The sequence below is a fragment of the Martinezella hainanensis genome (assembly GCF_900094555.1).
Lineage (GTDB): Bacteria > Pseudomonadota > Alphaproteobacteria > Rhizobiales > Rhizobiaceae > Rhizobium > Rhizobium hainanense.
In genome coordinates, this window is record NZ_FMAC01000002.1 from 101,205 (window position 1) to 121,984 (window position 20,780).

The 20,780-nt window shown below is 60.3% G+C and carries 23 protein-coding genes; 12 read left to right on the forward strand and 11 right to left on the reverse strand.

The window, feature by feature from the left end:
- Positions 1–55 precede the first annotated feature (55 nt).
- Together GA0061100_RS06905 and GA0061100_RS06910 are read right to left on the reverse strand one after the other, a co-directional pair.
- Positions 56–598 carry a hypothetical protein gene (locus GA0061100_RS06905; protein ID WP_075852024.1) on the reverse strand — a complete coding sequence of 181 codons (543 nt, stop codon included), beginning with the start codon at positions 596–598 and terminating at the stop codon, positions 56–58.
- A gap of 72 nt (positions 599–670) precedes the next feature.
- On the reverse strand, positions 671–2,176 hold the full coding sequence (locus tag GA0061100_RS06910) for a protein adenylyltransferase SelO (RefSeq protein WP_075852025.1): 1,506 nt from the start codon (positions 2,174–2,176) through the stop codon (positions 671–673).
- Positions 2,177–2,271: 95 nt separating this feature from the next.
- On the opposite strand from GA0061100_RS06910, the gene GA0061100_RS06915 reads away from it, so the two are divergent.
- Positions 2,272–2,532 carry a ribbon-helix-helix domain-containing protein gene (locus GA0061100_RS06915; RefSeq protein ID WP_075852026.1) on the forward strand — a complete coding sequence of 87 codons (261 nt, stop codon included), beginning with the start codon at positions 2,272–2,274 and terminating at the stop codon, positions 2,530–2,532.
- 301 nt (positions 2,533–2,833) lie between these two features.
- Here the strand turns inward: GA0061100_RS06915 and GA0061100_RS06925 are convergent, their stop codons facing one another.
- On the reverse strand, positions 2,834–3,355 hold the full coding sequence (locus GA0061100_RS06925) for a DUF1697 domain-containing protein (protein WP_075852027.1): 522 nt from the start codon (positions 3,353–3,355) through the stop codon (positions 2,834–2,836).
- A gap of 20 nt (positions 3,356–3,375) precedes the next feature.
- A complete protein-coding gene (locus GA0061100_RS06930; protein WP_075852609.1) occupies positions 3,376–5,469 on the reverse strand; it encodes a S9 family peptidase in 2,094 nt (697 codons plus the stop codon).
- 286 nt (positions 5,470–5,755) lie between these two features.
- On the opposite strand from GA0061100_RS06930, the gene GA0061100_RS06935 reads away from it, so the two are divergent.
- On the forward strand, positions 5,756–6,145 hold the full coding sequence (locus tag GA0061100_RS06935) for a DUF930 domain-containing protein (protein WP_047627482.1): 390 nt from the start codon (positions 5,756–5,758) through the stop codon (positions 6,143–6,145).
- Between the two features lie 64 nt (positions 6,146–6,209).
- Here GA0061100_RS06935 and GA0061100_RS06940 read toward each other — a convergent pair whose 3' ends face one another.
- Both GA0061100_RS06940 and GA0061100_RS06945 read right to left on the reverse strand, forming a co-directional pair.
- Positions 6,210–6,542 carry a chaperone modulator CbpM gene (locus tag GA0061100_RS06940; RefSeq protein WP_075852028.1) on the reverse strand — a complete coding sequence of 111 codons (333 nt, stop codon included), beginning with the start codon at positions 6,540–6,542 and terminating at the stop codon, positions 6,210–6,212.
- 3 nt (positions 6,543–6,545) lie between these two features.
- Entirely contained in the window at positions 6,546–7,457 is a 912-nt protein-coding gene (locus tag GA0061100_RS06945; RefSeq protein ID WP_075852029.1) for a DnaJ C-terminal domain-containing protein, read from the reverse strand.
- 258 nt (positions 7,458–7,715) lie between these two features.
- On the opposite strand from GA0061100_RS06945, the gene GA0061100_RS06950 reads away from it, so the two are divergent.
- Positions 7,716–8,507 carry a polysaccharide deacetylase family protein gene (locus GA0061100_RS06950; protein WP_075852030.1) on the forward strand — a complete coding sequence of 264 codons (792 nt, stop codon included), beginning with the start codon at positions 7,716–7,718 and terminating at the stop codon, positions 8,505–8,507.
- Between the two features lie 67 nt (positions 8,508–8,574).
- On the opposite strand, the gene GA0061100_RS06955 is transcribed toward GA0061100_RS06950, so the two are convergent.
- Positions 8,575–9,714, reverse strand: coding sequence for an AI-2E family transporter (locus GA0061100_RS06955; protein ID WP_075852031.1), 1,140 nt, complete (start codon positions 9,712–9,714; stop codon positions 8,575–8,577).
- Positions 9,715–9,818: 104 nt separating this feature from the next.
- On the reverse strand, positions 9,819–10,685 hold the full coding sequence (locus GA0061100_RS06960) for a VOC family protein (RefSeq protein ID WP_075852032.1): 867 nt from the start codon (positions 10,683–10,685) through the stop codon (positions 9,819–9,821).
- A 325-nt stretch (positions 10,686–11,010) separates the two neighbouring features.
- Here GA0061100_RS06960 and trhA point away from each other — a divergent pair, with 325 nt between their 5' ends.
- Complete coding sequence (trhA, locus tag GA0061100_RS06965; protein ID WP_075852033.1) at positions 11,011–11,679, forward strand: PAQR family membrane homeostasis protein TrhA; 669 nt, start codon at positions 11,011–11,013, stop codon at positions 11,677–11,679.
- Here the strand turns inward: trhA and GA0061100_RS06970 are convergent.
- Positions 11,654–12,169, reverse strand: a complete 516-nt coding sequence (locus tag GA0061100_RS06970; RefSeq protein ID WP_075852034.1) for a hypothetical protein — start codon at positions 12,167–12,169, stop codon at positions 11,654–11,656. The genes trhA and GA0061100_RS06970 overlap by 26 nt on opposite strands.
- 361 nt (positions 12,170–12,530) lie before the next feature.
- Between GA0061100_RS06970 and GA0061100_RS06975 the strand changes: the two genes are divergently transcribed.
- From GA0061100_RS06975 to GA0061100_RS07010, 8 genes are all read left to right on the forward strand, one after another.
- Positions 12,531–14,927: a putative monovalent cation/H+ antiporter subunit A gene (locus GA0061100_RS06975; RefSeq protein WP_075852035.1), complete on the forward strand. Its 2,397-nt coding sequence runs from the start codon at positions 12,531–12,533 to the stop codon at positions 14,925–14,927.
- The gene (locus GA0061100_RS06980; protein ID WP_075852036.1) at positions 14,924–15,343 is read left to right on the forward strand and encodes a Na+/H+ antiporter subunit B; all 420 of its coding nucleotides are present in this window, start codon (positions 14,924–14,926) and stop codon (positions 15,341–15,343) included. Before GA0061100_RS06975 ends, GA0061100_RS06980 begins: the two co-directional genes overlap by 4 nt.
- Complete coding sequence (locus GA0061100_RS06985) at positions 15,343–15,720, forward strand: Na+/H+ antiporter subunit C (RefSeq protein WP_075852037.1); 378 nt, start codon at positions 15,343–15,345, stop codon at positions 15,718–15,720. Before GA0061100_RS06980 ends, GA0061100_RS06985 begins: the two co-directional genes overlap by 1 nt.
- 4 nt (positions 15,721–15,724) lie before the next feature.
- Positions 15,725–17,287 (forward strand): Na+/H+ antiporter subunit D, encoded by a 1,563-nt coding sequence (locus GA0061100_RS06990; RefSeq protein WP_075852038.1) that lies wholly within the window; start codon positions 15,725–15,727, stop codon positions 17,285–17,287.
- Complete coding sequence (locus GA0061100_RS06995) at positions 17,284–17,757, forward strand: Na+/H+ antiporter subunit E (RefSeq protein ID WP_075852039.1); 474 nt, start codon at positions 17,284–17,286, stop codon at positions 17,755–17,757. The genes GA0061100_RS06990 and GA0061100_RS06995 overlap by 4 nt, the downstream gene beginning before the upstream one ends.
- Positions 17,754–18,131 (forward strand): cation:proton antiporter, encoded by a 378-nt coding sequence (locus GA0061100_RS07000; protein ID WP_075852040.1) that lies wholly within the window; start codon positions 17,754–17,756, stop codon positions 18,129–18,131. The genes GA0061100_RS06995 and GA0061100_RS07000 overlap by 4 nt, the downstream gene beginning before the upstream one ends.
- On the forward strand, positions 18,131–18,496 hold the full coding sequence (mnhG, locus tag GA0061100_RS07005) for a monovalent cation/H(+) antiporter subunit G (RefSeq protein ID WP_075852041.1): 366 nt from the start codon (positions 18,131–18,133) through the stop codon (positions 18,494–18,496). The genes GA0061100_RS07000 and mnhG overlap by 1 nt, the downstream gene beginning before the upstream one ends.
- A gap of 531 nt (positions 18,497–19,027) precedes the next feature.
- The gene (locus tag GA0061100_RS07010; RefSeq protein ID WP_069616071.1) at positions 19,028–19,456 is read left to right on the forward strand and encodes a Ros/MucR family transcriptional regulator; all 429 of its coding nucleotides are present in this window, start codon (positions 19,028–19,030) and stop codon (positions 19,454–19,456) included.
- Positions 19,457–19,527: 71 nt separating this feature from the next.
- Here GA0061100_RS07010 and GA0061100_RS07015 read toward each other — a convergent pair whose 3' ends face one another.
- Positions 19,528–19,950, reverse strand: a complete 423-nt coding sequence (locus tag GA0061100_RS07015) for a SufE family protein (protein WP_075852042.1) — start codon at positions 19,948–19,950, stop codon at positions 19,528–19,530.
- A gap of 130 nt (positions 19,951–20,080) precedes the next feature.
- Positions 20,081–20,545, reverse strand: coding sequence for a DUF5330 domain-containing protein (locus tag GA0061100_RS07020; protein ID WP_075852043.1), 465 nt, complete (start codon positions 20,543–20,545; stop codon positions 20,081–20,083).
- Positions 20,546–20,780: the final 235 nt, after the last annotated feature.

Genomic DNA, 20,780 nt, shown 5'->3' on the forward strand with positions numbered 1-20,780 from the left:
TATGAGCGAGATGTGAATCAGGTTCGTATCGTCTTCATGTAACCTGGCAGTTTACTCAGACGAGCGCCAATGCCGACGCCGCGCTGTCCGTCTCCTGGTCGCTGTCACTATCGCGATTGCCGGCGCCGAGCTTCTGCTTGATCTCATCCGCGATCTGGTCGTTGATCGCCTTCTGCTGGTCGGCTGGTAGGGACTTGAAGGAATCTTCCGTCAGGCCATGCGCCTCCAGATATTGCGCCCGGATCTTCTGGGCAGGCGTCATATTCGCCCATTTGGCAAACTCGTCGAGAATATCCTGATCGGACTGCTCGCTTGACGATGCCGAGCTGCTTCCGCTCGACGCCGTCGCGCTGTTCTGATCGCTGCCACCGTCCGATGTCGACGACGACGCGCTGCCGTACTGGCTGAGCCACAGGCCGGATGAAATGGAGGAGGGGACGCCGCTGGACGAGATGGAAGGCCCTTGCGAATCGTCCTGCTGGCCGTCGCTATCGCCAGGCAGCGAGAACGGCGTGCTGTCGTCGCTGTCGCTGTCGCTGCTCTGCGAGCTGCGGATTGGCGCACTGAAGTAGTTCTGGGTGCTGCTGTGCACTTTCATCGTCATATCTCCCCAAGGATTGGCGGACCATGACTCCGCAAGCCTGTCCGGGGCTTATGCGCTCAAGCTTCCTCAGGTGCCGCAGAAGGTCTGTAGCACCCGTTCCGCCGGCAATGGCGGCTCGGCATAGGGCGCAAAGGCTGGCTGATCCTCGTAAGGTGCCGCGAGTACCTTCAGCAGAGCCTCGAACAACGAGAAATCACCATCCTCGACAGCAGTTTCGATGGCCTGTTCGATTCGGTGATTGCGGGGAATGAAGGCCGGATTGACCTTGCGCATCGCCGCCGCCCGCGCTGCCGGCGTCCGCGGATCGCGAGCAAGCCGCTCGCGCCAGCGTTCCAGCCAAGGTGCCGCTGCTTGCGGGTCGTTGAACGCGGCGGCGAAATCGGTCACCTCCTTGCCCGCGGCGAGAGCCGCAAGTCGGCGGAAGGTGAGGGTAAAATCAGCGCCCTGCTGCTGCATCGCCGCCAGCAACGACTGGATCAGCTCGAGATCGCCCTCTTCCTCGTTTAGGAGGCCGATCTTGGCGCGCATGCCGGCAAGCCAATAGGTCTGAAAGCGCTCGCCATAGGCCTTGATGACGACATTTGCCAGCTCGATCGCCGTATCGACGGAGGGGTCGATCAGCGGAATCAGCGTCTCGCCTAGGCGCGCCAGATTCCATTGGCCGATGGCCGGCTGGTTGGCATAGGCATAGCGCCCGTTGCGGTCGATGGACGAGAAGACGGTCGCCGGATCATAGGCATCCATGAAGGCACAGGGACCGAAATCGATCGTCTCGCCCGATACGGTCATATTGTCGGTGTTCATCACGCCGTGGATGAAGCCGACATGCAGCCAGCGCGCGATCAGCGCCGCCTGCCGGTCGGCCACGGCTTCCAGCAGTGCAAGGTATGGATTTGCACGGTCGCCGATGTCCGGATAGTGCCGACCGATGACATAGTCCGCCATGATCTTCAGGCTATCCGTATCGCCGCGCGCCGCAAAGAACTGAAAAGTGCCAACGCGGATATGGCTTGCCGCCACACGCGTGAAAATGGCACCCGGCAGCACCTCCTCGCGATAGACCGGCTCTCCGGTCGTCACGGCCGCAAGCGCCCGCGTCGTCGGAATGCCGAGCGCGTGCATCGCTTCGCTGACGATGTACTCGCGCAAAACCGGGCCGAGTGCCGCGCGTCCGTCACCCCGGCGGGAGAAGGGCGTCGGTCCTGGACCCTTGAGTTGGATATCACGGCGTCTGCCGTGGCAATCCTTGACTTCACCGAGGAGGATCGCCCTGCCATCGCCGAGCTGCGGCACGAAATTGCCGAACTGGTGGCCGGCATAGGCCATGGCGATCGGCTGCGATCCCGGCAGCAGCTCGTTGCCGGAAAAGATTGCCGCAGCATTTTGCTTCAGCGCCTCCACATCCAGTCCGAGTTCCCGTGCCAGCACCTCGTTGAACTTGATCAGCTGCGGCGCGGCAACCGGCGTCGGCACCTGGTCTGCGAAAAACTGCGGCGGCAGGCGCGCGTAGCTGTTGTCGAAGGCGACCGTCGGCGCCCGAAGCGCGGTATCATCGTGAAGAGGAGAGCTCATCCTCCTAAGGTAGGGCCGACAGGGAGGCGGCGCAAGGCGCTTGCTCCGAGTAGGAAATCATCCTACTTTCTCCCACCAGGCGTGAGGACTTTGCGATGAACGAGAAACTGAGCATTTCGCTCCCCAGTGAAATGGTTGCTGCCATCAAGGCGCGCGTCGATGCGGGCAGTTATGCTTCCACGAGCGAGGTGCTGCGCGCCGCCGTGAGGGTTTGGCTGCGGGAAGAGGAGGAATATCAGCAACGGATCGCAGCGATCAGACAGAGAGTGAAAACATCGCTCGATGATCCCAGACCAGATCTGAGCATGCAGGATATCGACAACTGGATCGAGACGCTGGCTGCGGAAAAACAGTAACCGCATGAAGCGATACTCCGTCGTATTTCGCGAAACGGCCAAAGCCGATCTTCAGCTACGTGCTGGACCAAAGCAAAAGCAGAGATACAGCGCTCGCCTATATCAAGCGTATCCGGGGCAGATGTGCAAAAATCGGCGATGCGTCTTTCGGTGGCGTTGCGTGCCCCGATCTCGGTGCTGGAATAAGGATGGCCGTCTTCGAGCGCAGCGTCGTCATTCTCTATATTGTCGAAGAGGAACGCGTGCGCGTCACCAACATCTTCTTCGGAAGCAGAGATTATGCAACTCTCGTGACGCGTCCTTAGCCGCTTTCCAGCTCCCGCGCCATCTCCGCAAGCTTGCGCACCGTATTGAGATTTCTCGACGTTCCCGCCTTCAGCGCCGGCAGCTTCAGTTTCGAGCGGCCCGAGCCATCGGGGTAGTGCACGTAGATTTCGCGGCCGGCGATATGCACTTCCTCGCCGCCGGGTGCGACGAGCTTGGTGAGTGCATCCTCCGGAGCCGGATCCTGCAGGAAGGTCACCAGCAGGTAGTTCGGCTTGGCGTGAGGGAAAGGTGAATGTTCCGCCACCCTTTCCAAAACTTCTCGGCTGCGCAGGATCACGCCCGGAGACTTGCCCATCTTGTCCGCCAGCGCCTGTTCCATTCGAGCCCGCACCGTCGCCTCATCTTCGCCGGCACGGAAGACCACATTGCCGCTCTGGATATAGGTGCGCACATCCTGAAAGCCGATCTCCTCACAGAGCGCCTTGAGATCGGCCATGGACAGCATTCCCGTGCCGCCAACATTGACGGCACGCAGCAGGGCGATGAAGACAGTCATGGCTTCCTCCGTTGTTCCGCCTACATCTTCTCGGCGACCTTGACGGCGAAGGAATATTCGAACGCAACTTCCTCCAGCCGCTGGAAGCGGCCGGAAGCGCCGCCGTGGCCGGCATCCATGTTCGTCTTCAGGAGAATGGGCGCATTGCTCGTCGTCTTCTCACGCAGCTTGGCAACCCACTTCGCCGGCTCCCAGTAGGTGACGCGCGGATCGGTGAGGCCGCCGAGCGCAAGGATCGGCGGATAGGGCTTTTCGCCAACATTGTCATAGGGGCTATAGGCGGCGATCTGCTCGTACTCTTGCCTGCTGTCGATCGGATTGCCCCATTCCGGCCATTCCGGCGGCGTCAGCGGCAGGGTGTCGTCGAGCATCGTGTTGAGCACGTCGACGAAGGGCACGGCGGCGATGATGCCGGCGAATTTCTCCGGCGCCATGTTGGCGATGGCGCCCATCAGCATGCCGCCGGCCGATCCGCCCTCGGCGATGATCTTCGCGTAGGAGGTGAACTTCTCCTGATTCAAATAGTCGGCGGCTGCGACGAAGTCCTTGAAGGTATTGGTCTTCTTTTCCATCTTGCCTTCTTCGTACCAGGCAAAGCCCTTGTCCTTGCCGCCGCGGATATGGGCGATGGCATAGACGAAGCCGCGATCGGCGAGTGACAGGCAATTGGTGTTGAAGCCGGCCGGAATGGTAACGCCGTAGGCGCCGTAGCCATAGAGCAGGCAGGGTGCGGAACCGTCAAGCGGCGTGTCCTTGCGATAGAGCAGCGTTACCGGCACGGTCTCGCCGTCCCAGGCGGGTGCGAAGACGCGGCGCGTCACGTAGTCGGCCGGATCGTGGCCTGAAGGCACTTCCTGTGTTTTCAGGAGCGTGCGCTCGCGCGTCACCATGTTGTAGTCATAGAGCTGGCTCGGCGTCGTCATCGAGGAATAGGAGAAGCGGATGACATCCGTATCGTATTCGGCAGCACCTTGCAGGCCGAGAGCGTATGCTTCCTCTTCGAAGGCGATCGCATGCTCCTCGCCTGTGCGGCGGTCGCGGATGATGATGCGCGGCAGGCCGTCCTTGCGTTCCAGCCAGAGGAGATGGCGGGCATAGGCGAGGTGGCTGAGGATCAGCGTGCCCGGCTTGTGAGGCACGACCTCGCGCCAGTTTTCCTTGCCCGGCTCCTTCGCCGGCGTCTCCATGATCTTGAAATCCTTGGCGTCGCCGTCATTGGTGAGAATGTAGAAGGTGTCGCCGCCTTCGGTGATCTCGTATTCGATCTCGGTTTCGCGCTCGGCCACGATCTTCGGTTCGGCTGTCAGATCCGAGGTCGGAATGATGCGGTATTCGCTGGTCTCGTGATCGTGGATATCGATGAAGATGTAGTCGTCGAGCAGCGAGCCGCCGACGCCCATGAAGAAGCCCGGATCTTCCTCTTCATACACAAGCCGGTCGTCCGACTGCGGCGTGCCGATGATATGGTGGAAGATCTTCGAAGGACGATGGTTCTCGTCCTGCAGCGTGTAGAAGAAGCTCTTACCGTCGGGTGCCCAGACGGCATCGCCGCCAGTGTTCTCGATCACGTCGGCCAAATCTTCGCCGGTTTCGAAGTTGCGGATCTTCAGCGTGAAATATTCCGAACCCTTGTCGTCATAGCCCCAGATGCCGTGACTGTGGTCGGAGGAATGGTCGAGACCGGAAAGGCGGAAATAGGATTTTCCCTCGTTTTCCTTGTCGCCGTTCAAAAGCAGCTTGCGTTCGCCGCCATTGCGCGGCTCGCGGAAGAAGCGGGGCTGCTCGCCGCCGGTGACGAAAAACGTGCCATAGGCATAGGGGCCGTCTTTCATCGGTATCGAGCTGTCGTCTTCCTTGATGCGGCCCTTCATCTCGCCGAAAAGAACCTTCTGCAGCTCCTTCGTGTCCGCCATCGCGGCGTTCATGTAGCTATTCTCGGCTTCCAGATGTGAGCGGATTTCCGGCGCCAGGATCGACGGGTCCTTGAACATTGCCTGCCAGTTGTCGGCGCGCAGCCACGCATAGTCGTCGGTGCGGGTAATGCCGTGACGTGTATCCGTGAGGGGCTTTTTCGGGGCGGCGGGCGGTGTGGGGAGATTCTTGAAAACTGACACGAGGAGCGCTTTCTCTGGAGTGAAAGTCGGATGTGAGGTGAGAGAGAAATAGAGGGCGGCAGCGCGAGGTTCAAGCGGCAAGTCCGTTCCTCAAGCTTCATGCAAGCAGTCGATATTAATCTTCCTCGAATGGGCAGGCTGCGGGAGACCGGATTGGGGCGCTGCCTTGATGAGACCACATTCTTTACCGAAGTCGGCATACAGTGCGTCGACACGAAGGCGGTCAAGGCCTTCCCTGATGGAACGAGCGCACTCAAATCCAAAACAATGCAAGGGACCGGTCTTCATGCTGAAACTCTTCGCCATCCTGATTCCATTGGCTTCCGTTGCCAGCTCCGCCTACGCCGTCGATCCGGCCATGAAGAAGCAATTGGAAAAGCTCGACCCATCGGAACGGATGGAGCAGGCATGCGATGCCGAAGCCATGAAACGGATCGGCACGGACAAGACCGGTTTCAAGCCGGACAAGGTGATTGCCTACACCTTCGGCGATCCCGCCATGAATCCGGATTCGATGAACGCGCCCGGCGCGGTCTTCCGCAGCAAGGGTGACTGGTACCATCTCTCCTACAGCTGCGTTACCGGACCGAAACATATCCATGTCCGCGATCTGAGCTATCAGATCGGCGACAAGGTGCCGCGCGATGCCTGGCAGGAGCATTATCTCTACGATTGAGTTTTTCGGGGCCGCCCGGCGGATTATGCGGCGGCCGCAGTCGGTCGTGCCCTCGTCCGGCAGCCTATCGCCGTCTCAACGCTTCCACACGGGTGAGTTCCGATAGGATGTGATCCTGCACGTCGGACGGCTGCCGGCAGACGGCATCCGTCAGGTCGCGCAGCGTCGCTCTGATGCTGTGCAACTGATCGACCAGATCCATGACGACATCGACGCCCGGCTCATTGACGCCCATCGCGCTGCTGAGATCGAGGATAAGCCGGCCGCGCGCAATATCGGCGTCGCGGAAGCTGCGCCCCTGATCCGTGACTTCGGGCACGACCCAGCCCTGGGATATCCAGACTTCCAGCACTGTGGTTTCGATCCGGAGGTGCAGTCGAAACTCGCTCTCGTTCATCGCTTATCCTCCCATCGTCTTTCGGGGATCTTGCGTCTTGCCCGCTTCCCAATCGGAAACGAAGCGCGTCAGCTCGGGGTCCGGCGTATCCGGCAGGACTATTTTCAGCGAGACATAGGCATCGCCATTGTCCTTGCCGCGCACCGGCGCGCCCTTGCCCTTCAAGCGCAGCACTTTGCCCGTATTGGAGTTCGGCGGCAGCGTCACGGTAACAGCGCCGGAGGGTGTGGGAACCCGGATCTTGCCGCCGAGCACGGCCTCGGTCAGCGAAATCGGCACTTCCATCCGGATGTCGTCGCCATCGCGGGTATAGAAACGGTGCGGGCGCACATGCACGGCGATCAGCGCGTCCCCGGGCTTCCCGCCGTTGAAGCCTGGGTCGCCCTTGCCCTTCAGGCGCAGCGTCTGCCCGTCGCGGGTACCCGGCGGGATTTGAACGTCCAGCGCCGGCCCTTCGGGCAGGCTGATCTGCTTCTTTGCGCCGTTGATGGCGTCCAGAAAGTCGACCTCCATCGTATAGTGACGGTCTTGACCCTGCATCTGGGATTGGCCTCGGCTGCGCCGCGAGAAGAAGCTGGAAAACATGTCGTCGGCATCGCCGAAATCGGCAAAGCCGCCCGTGTTCTGATAGGGGCCGCGCTGGCCTTCCTGCGCCGCATAATCACGATAGTAGTTGCGCGGCGCCTGTTCGGCACCGCTGCTGTCGATCTCGCCGCGGTCGAACCGCCCACGCTTCTCCTCGTCGCCGACAATGCCGTAGGCGGCCGAGACCTCTTTGAACTTGTCCTCTGCCTGCTTGTCCCCGGGGTTGAGGTCGGGGTGCAGTTTCTTGGCAAGCTTGCGATAGGCGCTTTGAATGTCCTTTTGCGGGGCGTCTCGCTTTACGCCCAAAACTTCGTAGGGATCGCGACTCATACATGTCTCTCTTCAGGAGCACGGAAAAATACGCAGATAGTGTTACGCCAATCTCATATCAATCGTAGCATAGACGCGGTCAGGTTGAAGCCTGCAGTTTGCAGCTTCATGCCTGGAACATTTGTGATGTGAAAAGGGTACGCCGCCGCAGGTTTGCCATATTTCCGGCGTGTTGCCGGATAAAGGCGAGCGTTGCGGCCGGGATGACGATCCTTGCCCACGAGTTTTCGTTTGTTTGATTGAACCGGTGGCCGCCCGATGAAACGCCTGTTGCTGACATCCCTGACCCTGCTCGCTGCAAGCGCTGCCTTCGCCGCGCAGCCGGAACAGCCGCCTGCCGGTTGGCCGCAATTGCCGCCGAAGGCGCCGGTTTCGAAGATAAAGCTTGTCGAGCCGCATCTGCACGTCGACCGGGCGGGCAAGGGCGCGCCCCGCATCGCGCTCACCTTCGATGCGTGCATGGGCAAAACCGATCCGCGCATCCTGAGCACCCTGGTCGATCAGCGCATTCCCGCGACGATCTTCGTCACGGCGCGCTGGCTGCGCACCAATCCCGATGCATTGAAGGTCTTCCTCGCCCATCCCGATCTTTTCGAGCTGGAAAATCACGGCCAGAATCATATCCCCGCCGTCGATGTCCCGACCAAGGTCTATGGCATTGCCGCCGCCGGTTCGCCACAGGCGGTCGCCCAGGAAGTCAAGGGCGGCGCCGATGCGATGGTTGCGGCCGGCATTCCGCAGCCGCGCTGGTTCCGCGGCGCGACCGCGAAATACACGCCCGCCGCCATCATGCAGATCCGCGGCATGGGCTATCGGATTGCCGGCTATTCGGTGAATGGCGACAGCGGTTCGCTTCTGCCGGCCAAGATGGTCGAAAAGCAATATGCCTCCGCCAAGGACGGCGATGTCATCATCTCCCATATCAACCAGCCGACCCATGCGGCAGGCGAGGGGGTCGCGGCCAGCATCCTCGCGCTGAAGGCAAAAGGCGTCGATTTCGTTCGTCTGCAGGATGTCCCCGAAAAGGGCGACGACGACACGACGAATTGATTGCTTCGGCAATTCCAGGAAAGATGCGCAGCGGTTTTCCATCGGGAAGGCATGAAGACAAAGCCTTTTAGCCCGGCAATTGCGGCTGGGCCTTTTCCTCGATGAAGAGCTCGTCAATGACGGTCATGACGATCAGCGAAAGCGGCAGTGCCAGCATGGCGCCGACCGCGCCCCACATCCATGTCCAGAAGATGATCGCAAGAAAGACGACGAAGGGATTGAGCTCCCATTGGCGGCCCATGATTGCCGGGAAGACGAGATTTTCGACGGTCAGATGCACGGCAAAGAACGCAACCGCGGGGGCTAGGCCGAAGACGATGTCCGAATGCGTAATGATGCCGGCGATTGCGAGCGCGATCGTCATCGTCGTCACGCCGAGGAACGGAATGAAGCTGGAGACGAAAGCAAAAACACCCCACAGCACCGGCACGCTCATGCCGCCGACATAGGCGATGACGGTCATCGCGACACCTATTCCGGCGTAGATCAGCGAAGCCGTTGCGAAATAGAAGCCGAGCACCTGTTCCACGGCGTTGATGATGCGAATCGCGTTCAGCCGAGATGCCCTGCTGGAAAATGCCATGATGATCGTCTTGCGCAGGCTGACCCGGCCGGCAAGGAAGAGCAGCAGAGCCGCAAAGAAGATCAGAATCTGAACGATGGCCGGCGTCAGGCCGGCGGACACGACATGCAGGACATTGCCGCTGTTTTCCAGCAGGGTGCCGATCGACATCGGGCCGCCCTGGAAGCTTTCCGATGAAATATGCAGCCATTTGAACCGGTCGAGATAGGGCATCAGCTTGTCTGACGTGCGCTGGAAGAAGTCCGGGGCTTCCTGTGCAAGCTTTGCCACGGGGCCGGCAAGTGCATTGATGATGAGGAAGATCACCAGCGCCACGGCCGATGACAGAAGGACAGCGTTGAGGACGCGGGGTACGCCAAGCTTGCTGAGTTTTTCCGCCGTCAGTCCGAGGATCATGCCGACGACGACCGCGAGCGTCACCGGAATGAGGATCAGCGACATCATATAAACGCCCGCCAAAGCGAGCATGAGGAAGATGCCGATGGTGGCCCAGGCGGCGGCAACATCGAGCTTGACGTGTCCTTCCCCGTCATCGCCGCCATGGGCAGCGCGAGCGCTGTCGGGGCCAGCGTCCTGCGCTGATACTGCGTCCGATCGGCCGGCGGCCACCTTGTCGAGTTCCATGTGTCGAAAATTCCCCGAAGGCAGGATCGCCTCACTACTCCAACGCGAAAAGCCCGCTGCGGTTCCGCAACGGGCTTCTTTCTGAAGGATGTGCGCGGCTGGTATCAGGCGATCAGATTGAGCCCGATGCCCCAGGGATCGCGCAGCGATACGCCGCCGTCGCGCTTTTCCGTCTTGATCTCGTGCTGCTCCAGAGCGGCGACGGCCTTGTTCAGTGCCGCCTTGTCATTGAAGCGTAGCGTATAGTCGGAAAGGCCGGTCATATGCTCGCTGCGCACACCGGCACCACGGCTGTTCCAGGTATTGGCACCGAGATGATGGTGGTAGCCGCCGGTCGCAAGGAAGGTCGCGCCGGGATAGCGCGCCGCCATGACCTTCATGCCGAGCACGTCGCGATAGAAGGCATTGGCTTCCGCCACGTCGCCGACCTGCAGATGGATATGGCCGATAGCCGATCCTTCGGCCATGCCGTCCCAGCGATCCTGCGGGGCGCTTTCGTAAAGCTTTTGCAGATCGAGCCGGAGCGTGGCCATTTCGACCGTGCCGTCATCGTGGAAGGTCCATTCCCCATGTGGACGGTCGGCATAGATTTCGATGCCGTTGCCTTCCGGGTCGGACAGATAGATGGCTTCGCTGACGATATGATCCGAGGCGCCTTCCAGCACCACATTGTTTTGGGCTGCGTGGCGAAGCCAGCGCGCAAGCTCGACGCGGCTCGGCAGCAGGAAGGCGGTGTGGAAAAGACCGGCTGCCGTCCGCGGAGCGCGCGTCGCAGCGCGATCCGTCGTCAGCGTCAGAAGAGGATGGCCAGCAACGCCCAGAACTTCGCCGCTCGCCGTCTTCTCGATCACTTTCAGGCCCAGCATGTCCTGATAGAAGCGCGATACCAGCGGCAGGTCGGTCACGACGAGGTGAGACTGGCCAACATAGGCAGGGCGGGTCAACGCGTAGGAGGGGGCCGTTTCGGTCATGGGGTCAGTTCCAACCTTAAGGGTCTTGAAAAGGCAACCGGCGTCGGCGGCAGTCAGGCCACCAGTGGCGGGCAGGAGGGTCTCGCCGGTTGATGTGCCTCTTTGATCTCCTGACCCGCTGTACTTGCACATTGATATGGCCGATTTTGATTGTTCACAGAAGGCCATAAATTGCGGATTGAGCGTTCGCTTTCCATTGACGAGCTGCGGACGTGCTACGAGCACTGCTACTCACGAAGATTTATCGCTGTACTCGTTTGGCGCAGTTGTCTCCTCCTGCTTCTAGTGCAAGGATTGGTCTCGGACGAAAACGGAACCGGATGAAATGACCGAATACAGAGGCATCCGTTGGGCCTATGATCGCTATGAGATCATCGCCGACAGCATCGTCAACGGCGTCGGCGTGGTCTTCGCGCTGATCGGCGCTACTGTCTTGATCTTCTATGCGACGGTCTGGAGCTCCTACGGCGAAATTGCCGCCGCCTGGATCTATGGCGTCGGTCTGGTGCTGACGCTCGGAATGTCCTTCACCTACAATCTGTGGCCGGTCTCCCGGACGAAATGGTTTCTCCGCCGCTTCGACCATTCCTTCATCTATGTCCTGATCGCTGCTACCTACACGCCCTTTCTGGAGCGGGGATCCGAGGATCCGCTGCTGCTTGGCGTGCTGATAGCCGTCTGGGTCTTTGCGGCGTTCGGCATCGTCCTGAAAGTCCTTTTTCCGGGACGCTTCGATCGGCTGGCGATCCTGCTCTACCTTGCCATGGGCTGGAGCGGCATCCTCGTCGCCAAGCCCGTTTCCATGCATATCCCGTTTGCCTCGATGCTGCTCATCATCATCGGCGGGGTGATCTATTCGCTTGGCGTGATCTTCCACGTCTGGGAAAAGCTGCGCTTCCAGAATGCCATCTGGCATGGTTTCGTCGTTGCAGCCGCCGCCGTGCACTATTCGGCGGTGCTGACCTGCTTCAGCCTGTCGCCGGAAAACTTTTGACGATCTCAGCCGTCGGCGTGCACTTCTTCGTCGAACGCAGGCTGCGCACCAGGCGCATGACGACGGCATCGTAGCGCTGCATATCGGCCTTCGAATAATCCATCTGGAAGAAGGCGGCGGCACCGTTGCAGAGTGCGACCCCACGCACGTAGACGATGCGCCCCTGCCTGGTGCCGGAAAAGCTGATGCCGCGCGAATTCGATTTCGAATAGGAAATCTTCCAGCCCTGGTCTCTGGCGAGAGCCACGCGACCGTTCGCTTCCGATGCAAAATCGCCATTGGCAACCATCGTGCCGAAGACCTGCAGCGAAGCGGAGCGATCTGCCGGCGACAGCGAAAGCCGGTCGGTATCTTCGGAAGAGGCGGCGAGATGGAATTCCGACGGCAGCTCGATCGCATAGCCAAGGCCCGCATTGTCATAGGACCACCAGTCCGCGGCAAGAACCGTGGTGGGGGAGAGCAGCAGGATGGCGATCAGGCGGGCGAGCATTGCGGTTTCCGGGAGGCGGGATCTGCAAACCGATCAAGATTAGCGCATTTTTAAGCGCGAATTCCATAGCGATTCAAGAAATGTGCGTAATTTAGCGCAAATTCATTACAGCTTCATTGCGAGCCATGCAGGATCGGTAGGGTAATATGCGGCAATGCGAGGTCCAGGCGGGTATCGTGAACCTCCGGAAAGTCCGCGATGTCCTGCAACCTCTGAGGGGCATTGGTATGGAAAACCGATTTCGGTGGTTTACGTCCGGTTTTCCCTTGTCAGGGCTTGAGGCGTTGTGTCCTTTCGCCTATCCCTTCAAGACCGCTCCGGCTGTGCCGGATTCTGCATGAACGTTCAGTGAGGGGGGAACATGGCCGCCGCCACCGCGGGCCTGACATTCCTGGCTTTATGCCTGCCCTTTCTCGGTGCGCTGATCGCGCCGGTTGTCGTTCGGCGTTTGGGCCATAATGCGGCATGGCCCCTGGCGCTGCTCCCCGCTCTCGCATTTCTGCATTTTTCGGGCTTCCTTCCCGCTGTCGCAGCCGGCGGCGTCCAACTTGGCGGTTTCGATTGGGTGCCGAGCCTTGATCTCAGATTCTCCTGGCTGATAGACGGCCTGTCGCTGACCTTCGCGCTTCTCATCACCGGCATCGGCATGCTGATCGTGCTCTATGCCGGCGGCTATCTGAAGGGGCATGCCGATCTCGGACGTTTCTTCTCTTTCATCTTTCTCTTCATGGGTTCGATGCTCGGTCTCGTCGTCTCGGACAGCTTCCTGACGCTGTTTGTCTTCTGGGAACTGACCTCGATCACCTCCTTCCTGCTGATCGGCTTTGACCATCAAAGGGAGGCATCGCGGAGGGCGGCGTTGCAGGCGCTTGTCGTCACCGGCGGCGGCGGGCTGCTCTTGCTGGCTGGCTTCCTGCTGATCTGGCAGGTGACCGGCATCGGCGCGATGTCCGACCTCCTGAAGGCCGGCGACGCCTTGCGTGCAAGCCCGTTCTATCTTGCAGCCCTCATTCTTGTGTTTGGCGGCGCCTTCACCAAATCGGCGCAGTTTCCGTTTCATTTCTGGCTGCCGAATGCCATGGAAGCGCCGACGCCCGTCTCGGCCTATCTGCACTCGGCAACCATGGTGAAGGCAGGCGTCTATCTTCTCATGCGGCTCAATCCGGCCATGGGCGGAACGACGGCCTGGCAGACGATCCTGCCGGTCTTCGGCGCGGCGACGCTGCTGGTCGGGACCCTGCTTGCGATCCGCCAGACCGATCTGAAGCTGAAGCTCGCCTATACGACGGTTTCCTCGCTCGGCTTGCTGGTGATGCTCACCGGTTTCGGCACGGATTATGCCGTCGAGGCCGCCGTCCTCTATCTGGTGGCGCATTCGTTGTTCAAGGGGGCCCTGTTCATGGTGGCCGGCATCGTCGATCATGAGACGGGAACGCGCGATATCACCCGGCTGGGAGGCCTGCGCTCCGCAATGCCGCTGACCTTTGCGGCTGCGCTGGTCGCCGCCGTGTCCATGGGCGGCCTGCCGCCGGCTTTCGGGTTCCTTGCCAAGGAAGAGATTTATGCGGCGCTGGCGCAGGCATCGCCCGGGCCGATCATCCTCACGGTCATCGCCGTGGCCGGCAATGCGCTGATGTTCGCCATCGCCTTTGCCGTTGCGCTGAAACCTTTCATTGGCCCGGTCACCGAGACGCCTCACCAGCCGCATGAGGCGCCGCCGCTGCTCTGGCTCGGGCCGGTGGTGCTCGCTCTTCTTGGCCTCCTTTCGGCTTTGTTTTCGGGCCAGTGGCACGATTATGTCTCCTCGCCGATGGCAAGCGCTGTTGGCGGTAAGGCGCTGGAAATCTCGGTCTCTTTGATCCCGCATCTTGGTCTGCCCCTGGCGCTTTCGCTGGTCACCGTGCTGATCGGCATCATCGTCTACTGGCAGCTCGATCGCGCTCGCTTCCTGATGTCCGTTATCCTGCGCGCCCTCGGGCCGGGACCGGATCGCGGTTTCGACGGCTTCATCTCCGGGCTGGTACGGTTGTCGCACGGTGTCTCCCGCCTCCTGCAGCCCGGCAGGCTGGAAATCTACGTCACCGTCACCTTCCTCTGCCTGGCGGCAATGCTGCTGATCCCGCCTGCGGTCCACGGCGAGCTGCCCGCCATGCCGGCCTGGCCAAATCTGCAATGGCATGAGGCGACGATCTTCCTGATCGCCATTATCGGCGTTGTCGCGGTCGTCTTTGCACGAGACCGGCTGACGGCGATCGTTTCGCTCGGCATCCAGGGCTTTGCCGTTGCCGTCATCTTCCTGCTATTCGGCGCCCCGGACCTGTCCTTCACCCAGTTCATGGTGGAGACGCTTGCGGTCGTGATCCTGGCGCTTGTCATGACGCGGCTGCGCCTTTCACCGTCCGATCGCCAGCCGCCGCTTGCAAGGATTGGTCACGCGGCGCTTGCCATCGCCTGCGGCACCGGCTTTGCGCTTCTCCTGCTGAAGACGACCGAGGCGCCGTTCGACCTGACGCTGACCGCCTTCTTCAATCAATATTCGAAGCTGATTGCGCATGGCGACAATGTCGTCAACGTCATCATCGTCGACTTCCGCGGCACGGATACGCTCGGCGAGATCGCCGTCGTCGCCATGACCGGGCTTGCCATCCTGGCGCTGATCCGTATCCGCGCTGGCGGTGAGCGCAAACTGGCGACAAATGCCCCCGATCTCGAGGAGAAGCCCGGTCTTGACGAAGGGATGGAGGCCGGGCGCTCATGAATACGCTGATCTTCCGCACCGCCGCGCCGTTTCTGACGGCCCTGATGCTGCTCTTCTCCGTCTTCGTGCTGCTGCGCGGCCACAATGAACCGGGCGGCGGTTTCATCGGCGGCCTGATCGCCGCTTCGGCCTTTGCTATTTATGGCATCGCCTGCGGCGTCACGGCGGTCCGCCGCGCGATTGTCTTCCATCCGCTGGCGATTGCCGGCTTCGGCCTTCTTGCGGCGACCGTGGCAGGCATCGTGTCCGCCTTCGCCGGCGTGCCGTTCATGACGGGGCTCTGGATCTACCCGCATTTGTTCGGCGTCGAAGTGCCGCTCTCCACCGTCATGCTCTTTGATACCGGCGTCTATCTGGTCGTCGTCGGCGCCATCACCTCGATCGCGCTCGCCCTCGAAGAGCGGGAGGTGGATTGATGGAAGCCGTCTTTGCCGTCGTCGTCGGCATCTTTTTCACGGCAGCCATCTATCTGATGCTGTCGCGATACTCGATCCGCATCATGCTCGGCATCGCGATCCTCGGCAACGCCGTCAACCTTCTGCTATTCACGGCTGGCCGGGTCACGCCCGAAGTGCCGCCGATTATCCAGAAAGGGGCGAGCACGCTCGATAATGCAGCCGCCAATCCGCTGCCGCAGGCATTGATCCTGACGGCGATTGTCATCTCTTTCTCGTTCTTGGCCTTTCTGCTCGTTCTGACCTATCGGGCCTATCAGGCCTTGAAGACCGACAACACCGGCGAGATGCGGCTTGCCGAACCGGAGGAGCGGCTGCTGCCGCCCTTGGGGTACTGACGTCATGGCTGGACCCACGGATACCGCAGTTGATCTCTCCCACGCGCTGGTTGCCGCGCCGATACCGATGGGACATTGGCTGGTCATATCGCCCGTCGCATTGTGCATCGGGCTCGGCGCGATCCTTCTAATGCTGCGCAACCGCACGGAATGGCACGGAGCGATTGCCATTCCCGGCCTGGTGCTGCTGGTACTGATCGACGCCGCCTTGCTCCACAAGGTCGTCAGCGACGGTGCCGTGACCATGGTCATGGGACGATGGCTGCCGCCCTTCGGCATCGCCTTCAGCGTCGATATTTTCGGCGCACTCATGGCCTTGACGGCGGCGCTCGCAGCACTTGCGGCAAGTGTTTATTCGCTCGGCGAAATCACAGTGAGCGGTCGGCGATATGGTTTCTTTCCATTCCTGATGTTGCTGCTCGCCGGCGTCAGCGGCGCCTTCCTGACAGGCGACGTCTTCAACCTCTATGTCTGGTTCGAGGTGCTGCTGATCTCGTCCTTCGGTCTGCTGATCCTCGGTTCTGAGCCGGAGCAGATCGACGGTGCAATGAAATATGCCGTCCTCAATCTCATCGCCACGACGCTCTTTCTCGTCTCCGTCGGCTATCTCTATGCCGTGTTCGGCACGCTCAACATGGCCGATATCGCTATGAAGGCGAGGGCGATCAACAGCAGCGCGCCGCTGATGACGCTGGCGGGTCTGTTCCTGCTGGCCTTCGGCATGAAGGCCGCCGCCTTCCCGGTCAATTTCTGGCTTCCGGCTTCCTATCACACGCCGCGCATCACCGTTTCGGCCCTGTTTGCCGGCCTGCTCACCAAGGTCGGCATCTATGCGCTCATCCGGGTTCTGGTCATGCTGCTGCCGGTCGAGCGGGCGGGGCTTGGTCCACTCGTCACAGTCATTGCTATTGCCACCATGCTCGTCGGTGTCGTGGGTGCGCTCGGAGCAAACGATATCCGCCGTATGCTTGGCTATATCGTCATATCAGGCATCGGCACGATGCTGGCGGGCGTGGCTCTTGGCAGCGCCGATGGTCTGAGCGGCGCGATCTTCTATGCGCTGCATTCTATGGTGCTGATGACGGCGCTCTATCTGATCGCCGGCCAAGTGGCTCGGCTCGGTGGCAGCTTCTCGCTCACGGCCCTTGGTGGGCTCTATCGGCGCAGCGGCTGGTTTGCCGGCCTCTCGCTGGTGCTGTTTTTCGCGATCAGCGGCCTGCCGCCTTTTTCCGGCTTCTGGCCCAAGGTCGTGCTGGTCAAGGCGGCGCTTGCAGCGGGCGCATGGTGGCTGGCCGCAACAATCCTCTTGGCCGGTTTCCTGACGACGATCGTCTTCGGGCGAGTGTTCCTCCTCGCCTATTGGCGCCCCGCTGTGGCTGACGTCACCGCGACGGAGCCGATCGGATGGCAGACCGCTCTGCCGCTGCTGGTCCTTGGCCTGTTTGTTGTCGGCTTCGGCCTGTTTCCAGAGTCGCTCCTGCATCTGACGCAGGCTGCCGCCCTCGGTCTCGAACAGCCATCGGCCTATCTGCGATCCGTCTTCCCCATGGCAGGAGGCGTTCAATGATCCTGTTCGTCTTCAATTTGCTGCTCGCCATCGTCTGGGTCGCCATCACCGGCAGCACCTCCTTCGTCAATCTGGTATTCGGCTTCCTCTTGGCTGCAATTGCGCTGGCGATCGTGCGCTCGTCCTATGGGGGCGTCCTTTATCTCGGCCGCATCAGGCGGATCCTCATGCTTCTGCTGGTGTTCGTGTGCGAGCTCGCCAAGTCGGTCTGGGCGGTTGCCGTCACCGTCATGAGCCCTAGGATGGATGTGAAGCCCGGTATTTTCGCCTTTCCGTTGACCGTCGACCGCGATTTCGAAATCACTCTGCTTGCCAATCTCATCACCCTGACGCCAGGCACGCTCTCCGTCGATGTTTCTGATGATCGCAAGACGCTCTATGTTCACGCCCTCGACTGCTCCGATCCGGAGGCCATCAGGCGCAGCATTGCCGATGGCTTCGAGCGGCGCATCATGGAGGCTTTCCGATGATCGCCGCATCCGTCGTTTCGTCCGCCGCAATGGTGGCGCTCGGCATTCTGAGTATCGCCTTCCTGCTTACGGTCTACCGTGTGGTGGCCGGTCCGACCTTGCCGGACCGGGTTCTCGCGCTCGACATGCTGGTGGCGATCGCCATAGGCTTCATCGCCGTGATCGCCATCAAGACGGGTTTTACGCTCTATATCGATATTGCCATCTCGCTCGGCCTCGTTGGCTTTCTCGCGACCGTCGCCTTCGCACGGTTTATCCTGACGCAGGCGCAATCAGATACCGCGCGACGCGCCCGTGCAGGGTCGGATGAGAGCATCGCTGCCGAAGGCAAGAAGGCTCGTAAGCACCACGGGCGGAAGAAGGGAGGGCGATAGTGGATTTGCTTTGGGCCACCATAGTAGCCGCGCTTCTACTTTCGGGTGCGCTGTTCTCGCTCATCGCCGCGATCGGCATCGTACGTCTCCCCGATCTCTACAGTCGCATGCATGCGGCGTCGAAGGCGGGTACGGTCGGTTCCGGCTTGCTGCTACTTGCAGTCGGTATCCACTCGCAGGACATATCGGTCCTGGCGAGAGCATTGGCCGGCTTCGTCTTTTTCGTGCTGACCGCACCGATTGCGGCACATCTACTCGCGCGCGCGGCACATAAGGCCGGACATCGGCTGACGCCGCCTTCGGTGCGGGATGAACTGCTGGCGCGGGAGCAGATCACGAAAAGCGCGTATAGGAAGAAGGGCTAACAAACGCGGAGATTGTTCACAAAGGAATAGCTGTTCGCGTTATTAGTTATCTGTTTTTTAGTAGATGAATTTTTTGCGAAGAAATGTAGGGATTAAAAACTGGACATTTGGATAAAGAGTGCTAATTCAGATTCAAGTAGAGTTCTGATGTTGAGTTAGTCTCGACCGGGTTTAAGCTCTCGATGCTTTTATCTTTCTTTGATGAAAAGCTGAGCAAAACTTTCTTCCGGTAAGCGATTAAAGATCGCTATCGCGGTCGCTAATTCTGATATCAGGCGGCAAGTGGCGGTTTTCTCTCGCATGAGGTCTAGGGGTGGATTTCATGTGGAAAGAAATTTGGTTTTATCCACCGTTTTCTTGCTGGTGACTGCTACGAATACGAGCAATGCGTTCGCGCGGATTGCTCGGCGCTGGGACATAGCGAAATCAACAGATTTCCGTAGCCAAGCGCAAATTATATAGCAACGTTGTGCCCTGCGTGCTCTCCGGAGGCGCGGACGCAGCAGGCAAGCCGATGAACAGGAGAACACAATGACAGATGCGGCCCTTGGCAACGGGCAGGAGTTACTGGTTGAACTGACTGCCGACATTGTTGCGGCCTATGTCAGCAACCATGTCGTACCGGTCAGCGACCTTCCGAATTTGATTTCCGACGTACATTCCGCCTTGAGCAGCACCTCGGCTCCGGCACCTGCCGTAACCGTGGTCGAAAAGCAGAAGCCGGCCGTATCCGTTCGTAAATCCGTGCAGGACGACCAGATCACCTGCCTGGAATGTGGTGGCAGCTTCAAGTCTTTGAAGCGACATCTCATGACTCATCATGGTCTCTCGCCGGAAGAATATCGCGAAAAATGGGATCTCGCTGCGGATTATCCGATGGTCGCGCCGGCCTATGCAGAAGCCCGGTCGCGCCTGGCAAAGGAAATGGGCCTCGGCCAGCGTCGCAAGCGCGGCCGCTGAGAGTTCCATAACGAGCTTGAAGATAACCCGGCTTTCAGGTCGGGTTATCCCATGTTGGTCGCAGGTGCTGCCTATGCCGCAGCCCTGACACGAGCTTCTTCGCGAATGCGTTTGATCATCGAGCGCAATCCGTTGGCGCGCTGCGAGGAGAGATGCTCCACCAGCCCGATCTTCCCGAAGACGTCGATTGCATCGAGAGCAGCGATTTCCGAAGCTGGCTTGCCGGAATAGGTAGCGAGCACGATCGCCACCAGCCCACGCACGATATGTGCGTCTGAATCGCCTTCAAAGGTCAATATCGGATTGTCCGGGTCGCCGGACGCATGTGTGACGAGCCAGACCTGGCTTGCACAGCCCTGCACCTTGTTTTCCAGCGTCCGCTTTTCCTCCGGCAGATCGGGCAGCGCCTTGCCGAGCTCGATCACAAAGCGATAGCGATCCTCCCATTCGTCCAGGAGGGAAAAGTCTTCGATGATCTTCTCAAGCGGTGTCATTGCAGCAGTCCAGATTGTCCATTGTCTTGCATATAGGCGAAACGGTGCCCGATTTGAACCCGGGACGATAAAGAACGCCGCTGACCATAAGAGGTCAGCGGCGCCAAAGTTGGGGCCAATGGAAGAAATGTCAGATGTGCGGGCGCGGCATCGGTAGCGGAATGGAAGACGGCAGCTTGACCGTGCCGGTAACGACGACGTCCGCTGTCTCGGTGCCGGTGATGCGCTTGGCCGGCATCGGCTGGGTCATGGCGGCGACCTGATCGGTGTTTGTGCGAGCCGCTGTCGCATTAGGCTCCGCGGCCGACTGCTGATCCTTGAAATGGCGGCCGAGCAGGTCGTAGGCAACACGGGCACCGTCGCCGACCTGATATCCGAGAGCGGTCAGCGTTTCGCCCCCCTTGACGCAGACCTCAGGCTTTTCGTTGCACATGGCGCCGACATATTGAACGACGCCTGATGCAGCCGAAATCGCATCGGAAACCTGTACCGCCGGTTCGCCGCCCGGCCGAGGCCCGCCTTCGGGTTTTGCAAAGATCGGCAGGAACATGAGAACCAGCGAAAACCAGAACCCCGCTCTAATCAGAAACCACATCGCCTAGCCCATCCTCTCTGTCGCTCGGCTCGAGCGCCGATTCGGACTTGCCCGTCCGATCTGGTTCGAACCCTATCCGGCAGAGGACAACAGTGCTTTTCAAAACTCGGCAGCATTTTCTGCAATTTTGATTCAAATTTTAGCTTTCCGACTTTGAACAAGCATTTGGTTCAAATTGTAGCGATTGCTGTTAAGCATGTCTCGCCCTATCCGCCTGATATGCAGGGGTTTGCGG

Bases quoted from the DNA above. Each gene is read 5' to 3' on its own strand.
- GA0061100_RS06960 (WP_075852032.1), bottom strand. From the start codon at position 10,685: ATGACCGAAACGGCCCCCTCCTACGCGTTGACCCGCCCTGCCTATGTT.
- GA0061100_RS06940 (WP_075852028.1), bottom strand. From the start codon at position 6,542: ATGAACGAGAGCGAGTTTCGACTGCACCTCCGGATCGAAACCACAGTG.
- GA0061100_RS06945 (WP_075852029.1), bottom strand. From the start codon at position 7,457: ATGAGTCGCGATCCCTACGAAGTTTTGGGCGTAAAGCGAGACGCCCCG.
- GA0061100_RS06955 (WP_075852031.1), bottom strand. From the start codon at position 9,714: ATGGAACTCGACAAGGTGGCCGCCGGCCGATCGGACGCAGTATCAGCG.
- GA0061100_RS06950 (WP_075852030.1), top strand. From the start codon at position 7,716: ATGAAACGCCTGTTGCTGACATCCCTGACCCTGCTCGCTGCAAGCGCT.
- GA0061100_RS06925 (WP_075852027.1), bottom strand. From the start codon at position 3,355: ATGACTGTCTTCATCGCCCTGCTGCGTGCCGTCAATGTTGGCGGCACG.
- GA0061100_RS06935 (WP_047627482.1), top strand. From the start codon at position 5,756: ATGCTGAAACTCTTCGCCATCCTGATTCCATTGGCTTCCGTTGCCAGC.
- GA0061100_RS06995 (WP_075852039.1), top strand. From the start codon at position 17,284: ATGATCCTGTTCGTCTTCAATTTGCTGCTCGCCATCGTCTGGGTCGCC.
- GA0061100_RS06975 (WP_075852035.1), top strand. From the start codon at position 12,531: ATGGCCGCCGCCACCGCGGGCCTGACATTCCTGGCTTTATGCCTGCCC.
- GA0061100_RS06915 (WP_075852026.1), top strand. From the start codon at position 2,272: ATGAACGAGAAACTGAGCATTTCGCTCCCCAGTGAAATGGTTGCTGCC.
- GA0061100_RS06980 (WP_075852036.1), top strand. From the start codon at position 14,924: ATGAATACGCTGATCTTCCGCACCGCCGCGCCGTTTCTGACGGCCCTG.
- GA0061100_RS07000 (WP_075852040.1), top strand. From the start codon at position 17,754: ATGATCGCCGCATCCGTCGTTTCGTCCGCCGCAATGGTGGCGCTCGGC.
- GA0061100_RS07020 (WP_075852043.1), bottom strand. From the start codon at position 20,545: ATGTGGTTTCTGATTAGAGCGGGGTTCTGGTTTTCGCTGGTTCTCATG.
- GA0061100_RS06905 (WP_075852024.1), bottom strand. From the start codon at position 598: ATGAAAGTGCACAGCAGCACCCAGAACTACTTCAGTGCGCCAATCCGC.
- GA0061100_RS06910 (WP_075852025.1), bottom strand. From the start codon at position 2,176: ATGAGCTCTCCTCTTCACGATGATACCGCGCTTCGGGCGCCGACGGTC.
- GA0061100_RS07015 (WP_075852042.1), bottom strand. From the start codon at position 19,950: ATGACACCGCTTGAGAAGATCATCGAAGACTTTTCCCTCCTGGACGAA.
- GA0061100_RS07010 (WP_069616071.1), top strand. From the start codon at position 19,028: ATGACAGATGCGGCCCTTGGCAACGGGCAGGAGTTACTGGTTGAACTG.
- GA0061100_RS06985 (WP_075852037.1), top strand. From the start codon at position 15,343: ATGGAAGCCGTCTTTGCCGTCGTCGTCGGCATCTTTTTCACGGCAGCC.
- GA0061100_RS06990 (WP_075852038.1), top strand. From the start codon at position 15,725: ATGGCTGGACCCACGGATACCGCAGTTGATCTCTCCCACGCGCTGGTT.
- trhA (WP_075852033.1), top strand. From the start codon at position 11,011: ATGACCGAATACAGAGGCATCCGTTGGGCCTATGATCGCTATGAGATC.
- GA0061100_RS06970 (WP_075852034.1), bottom strand. From the start codon at position 12,169: ATGCTCGCCCGCCTGATCGCCATCCTGCTGCTCTCCCCCACCACGGTT.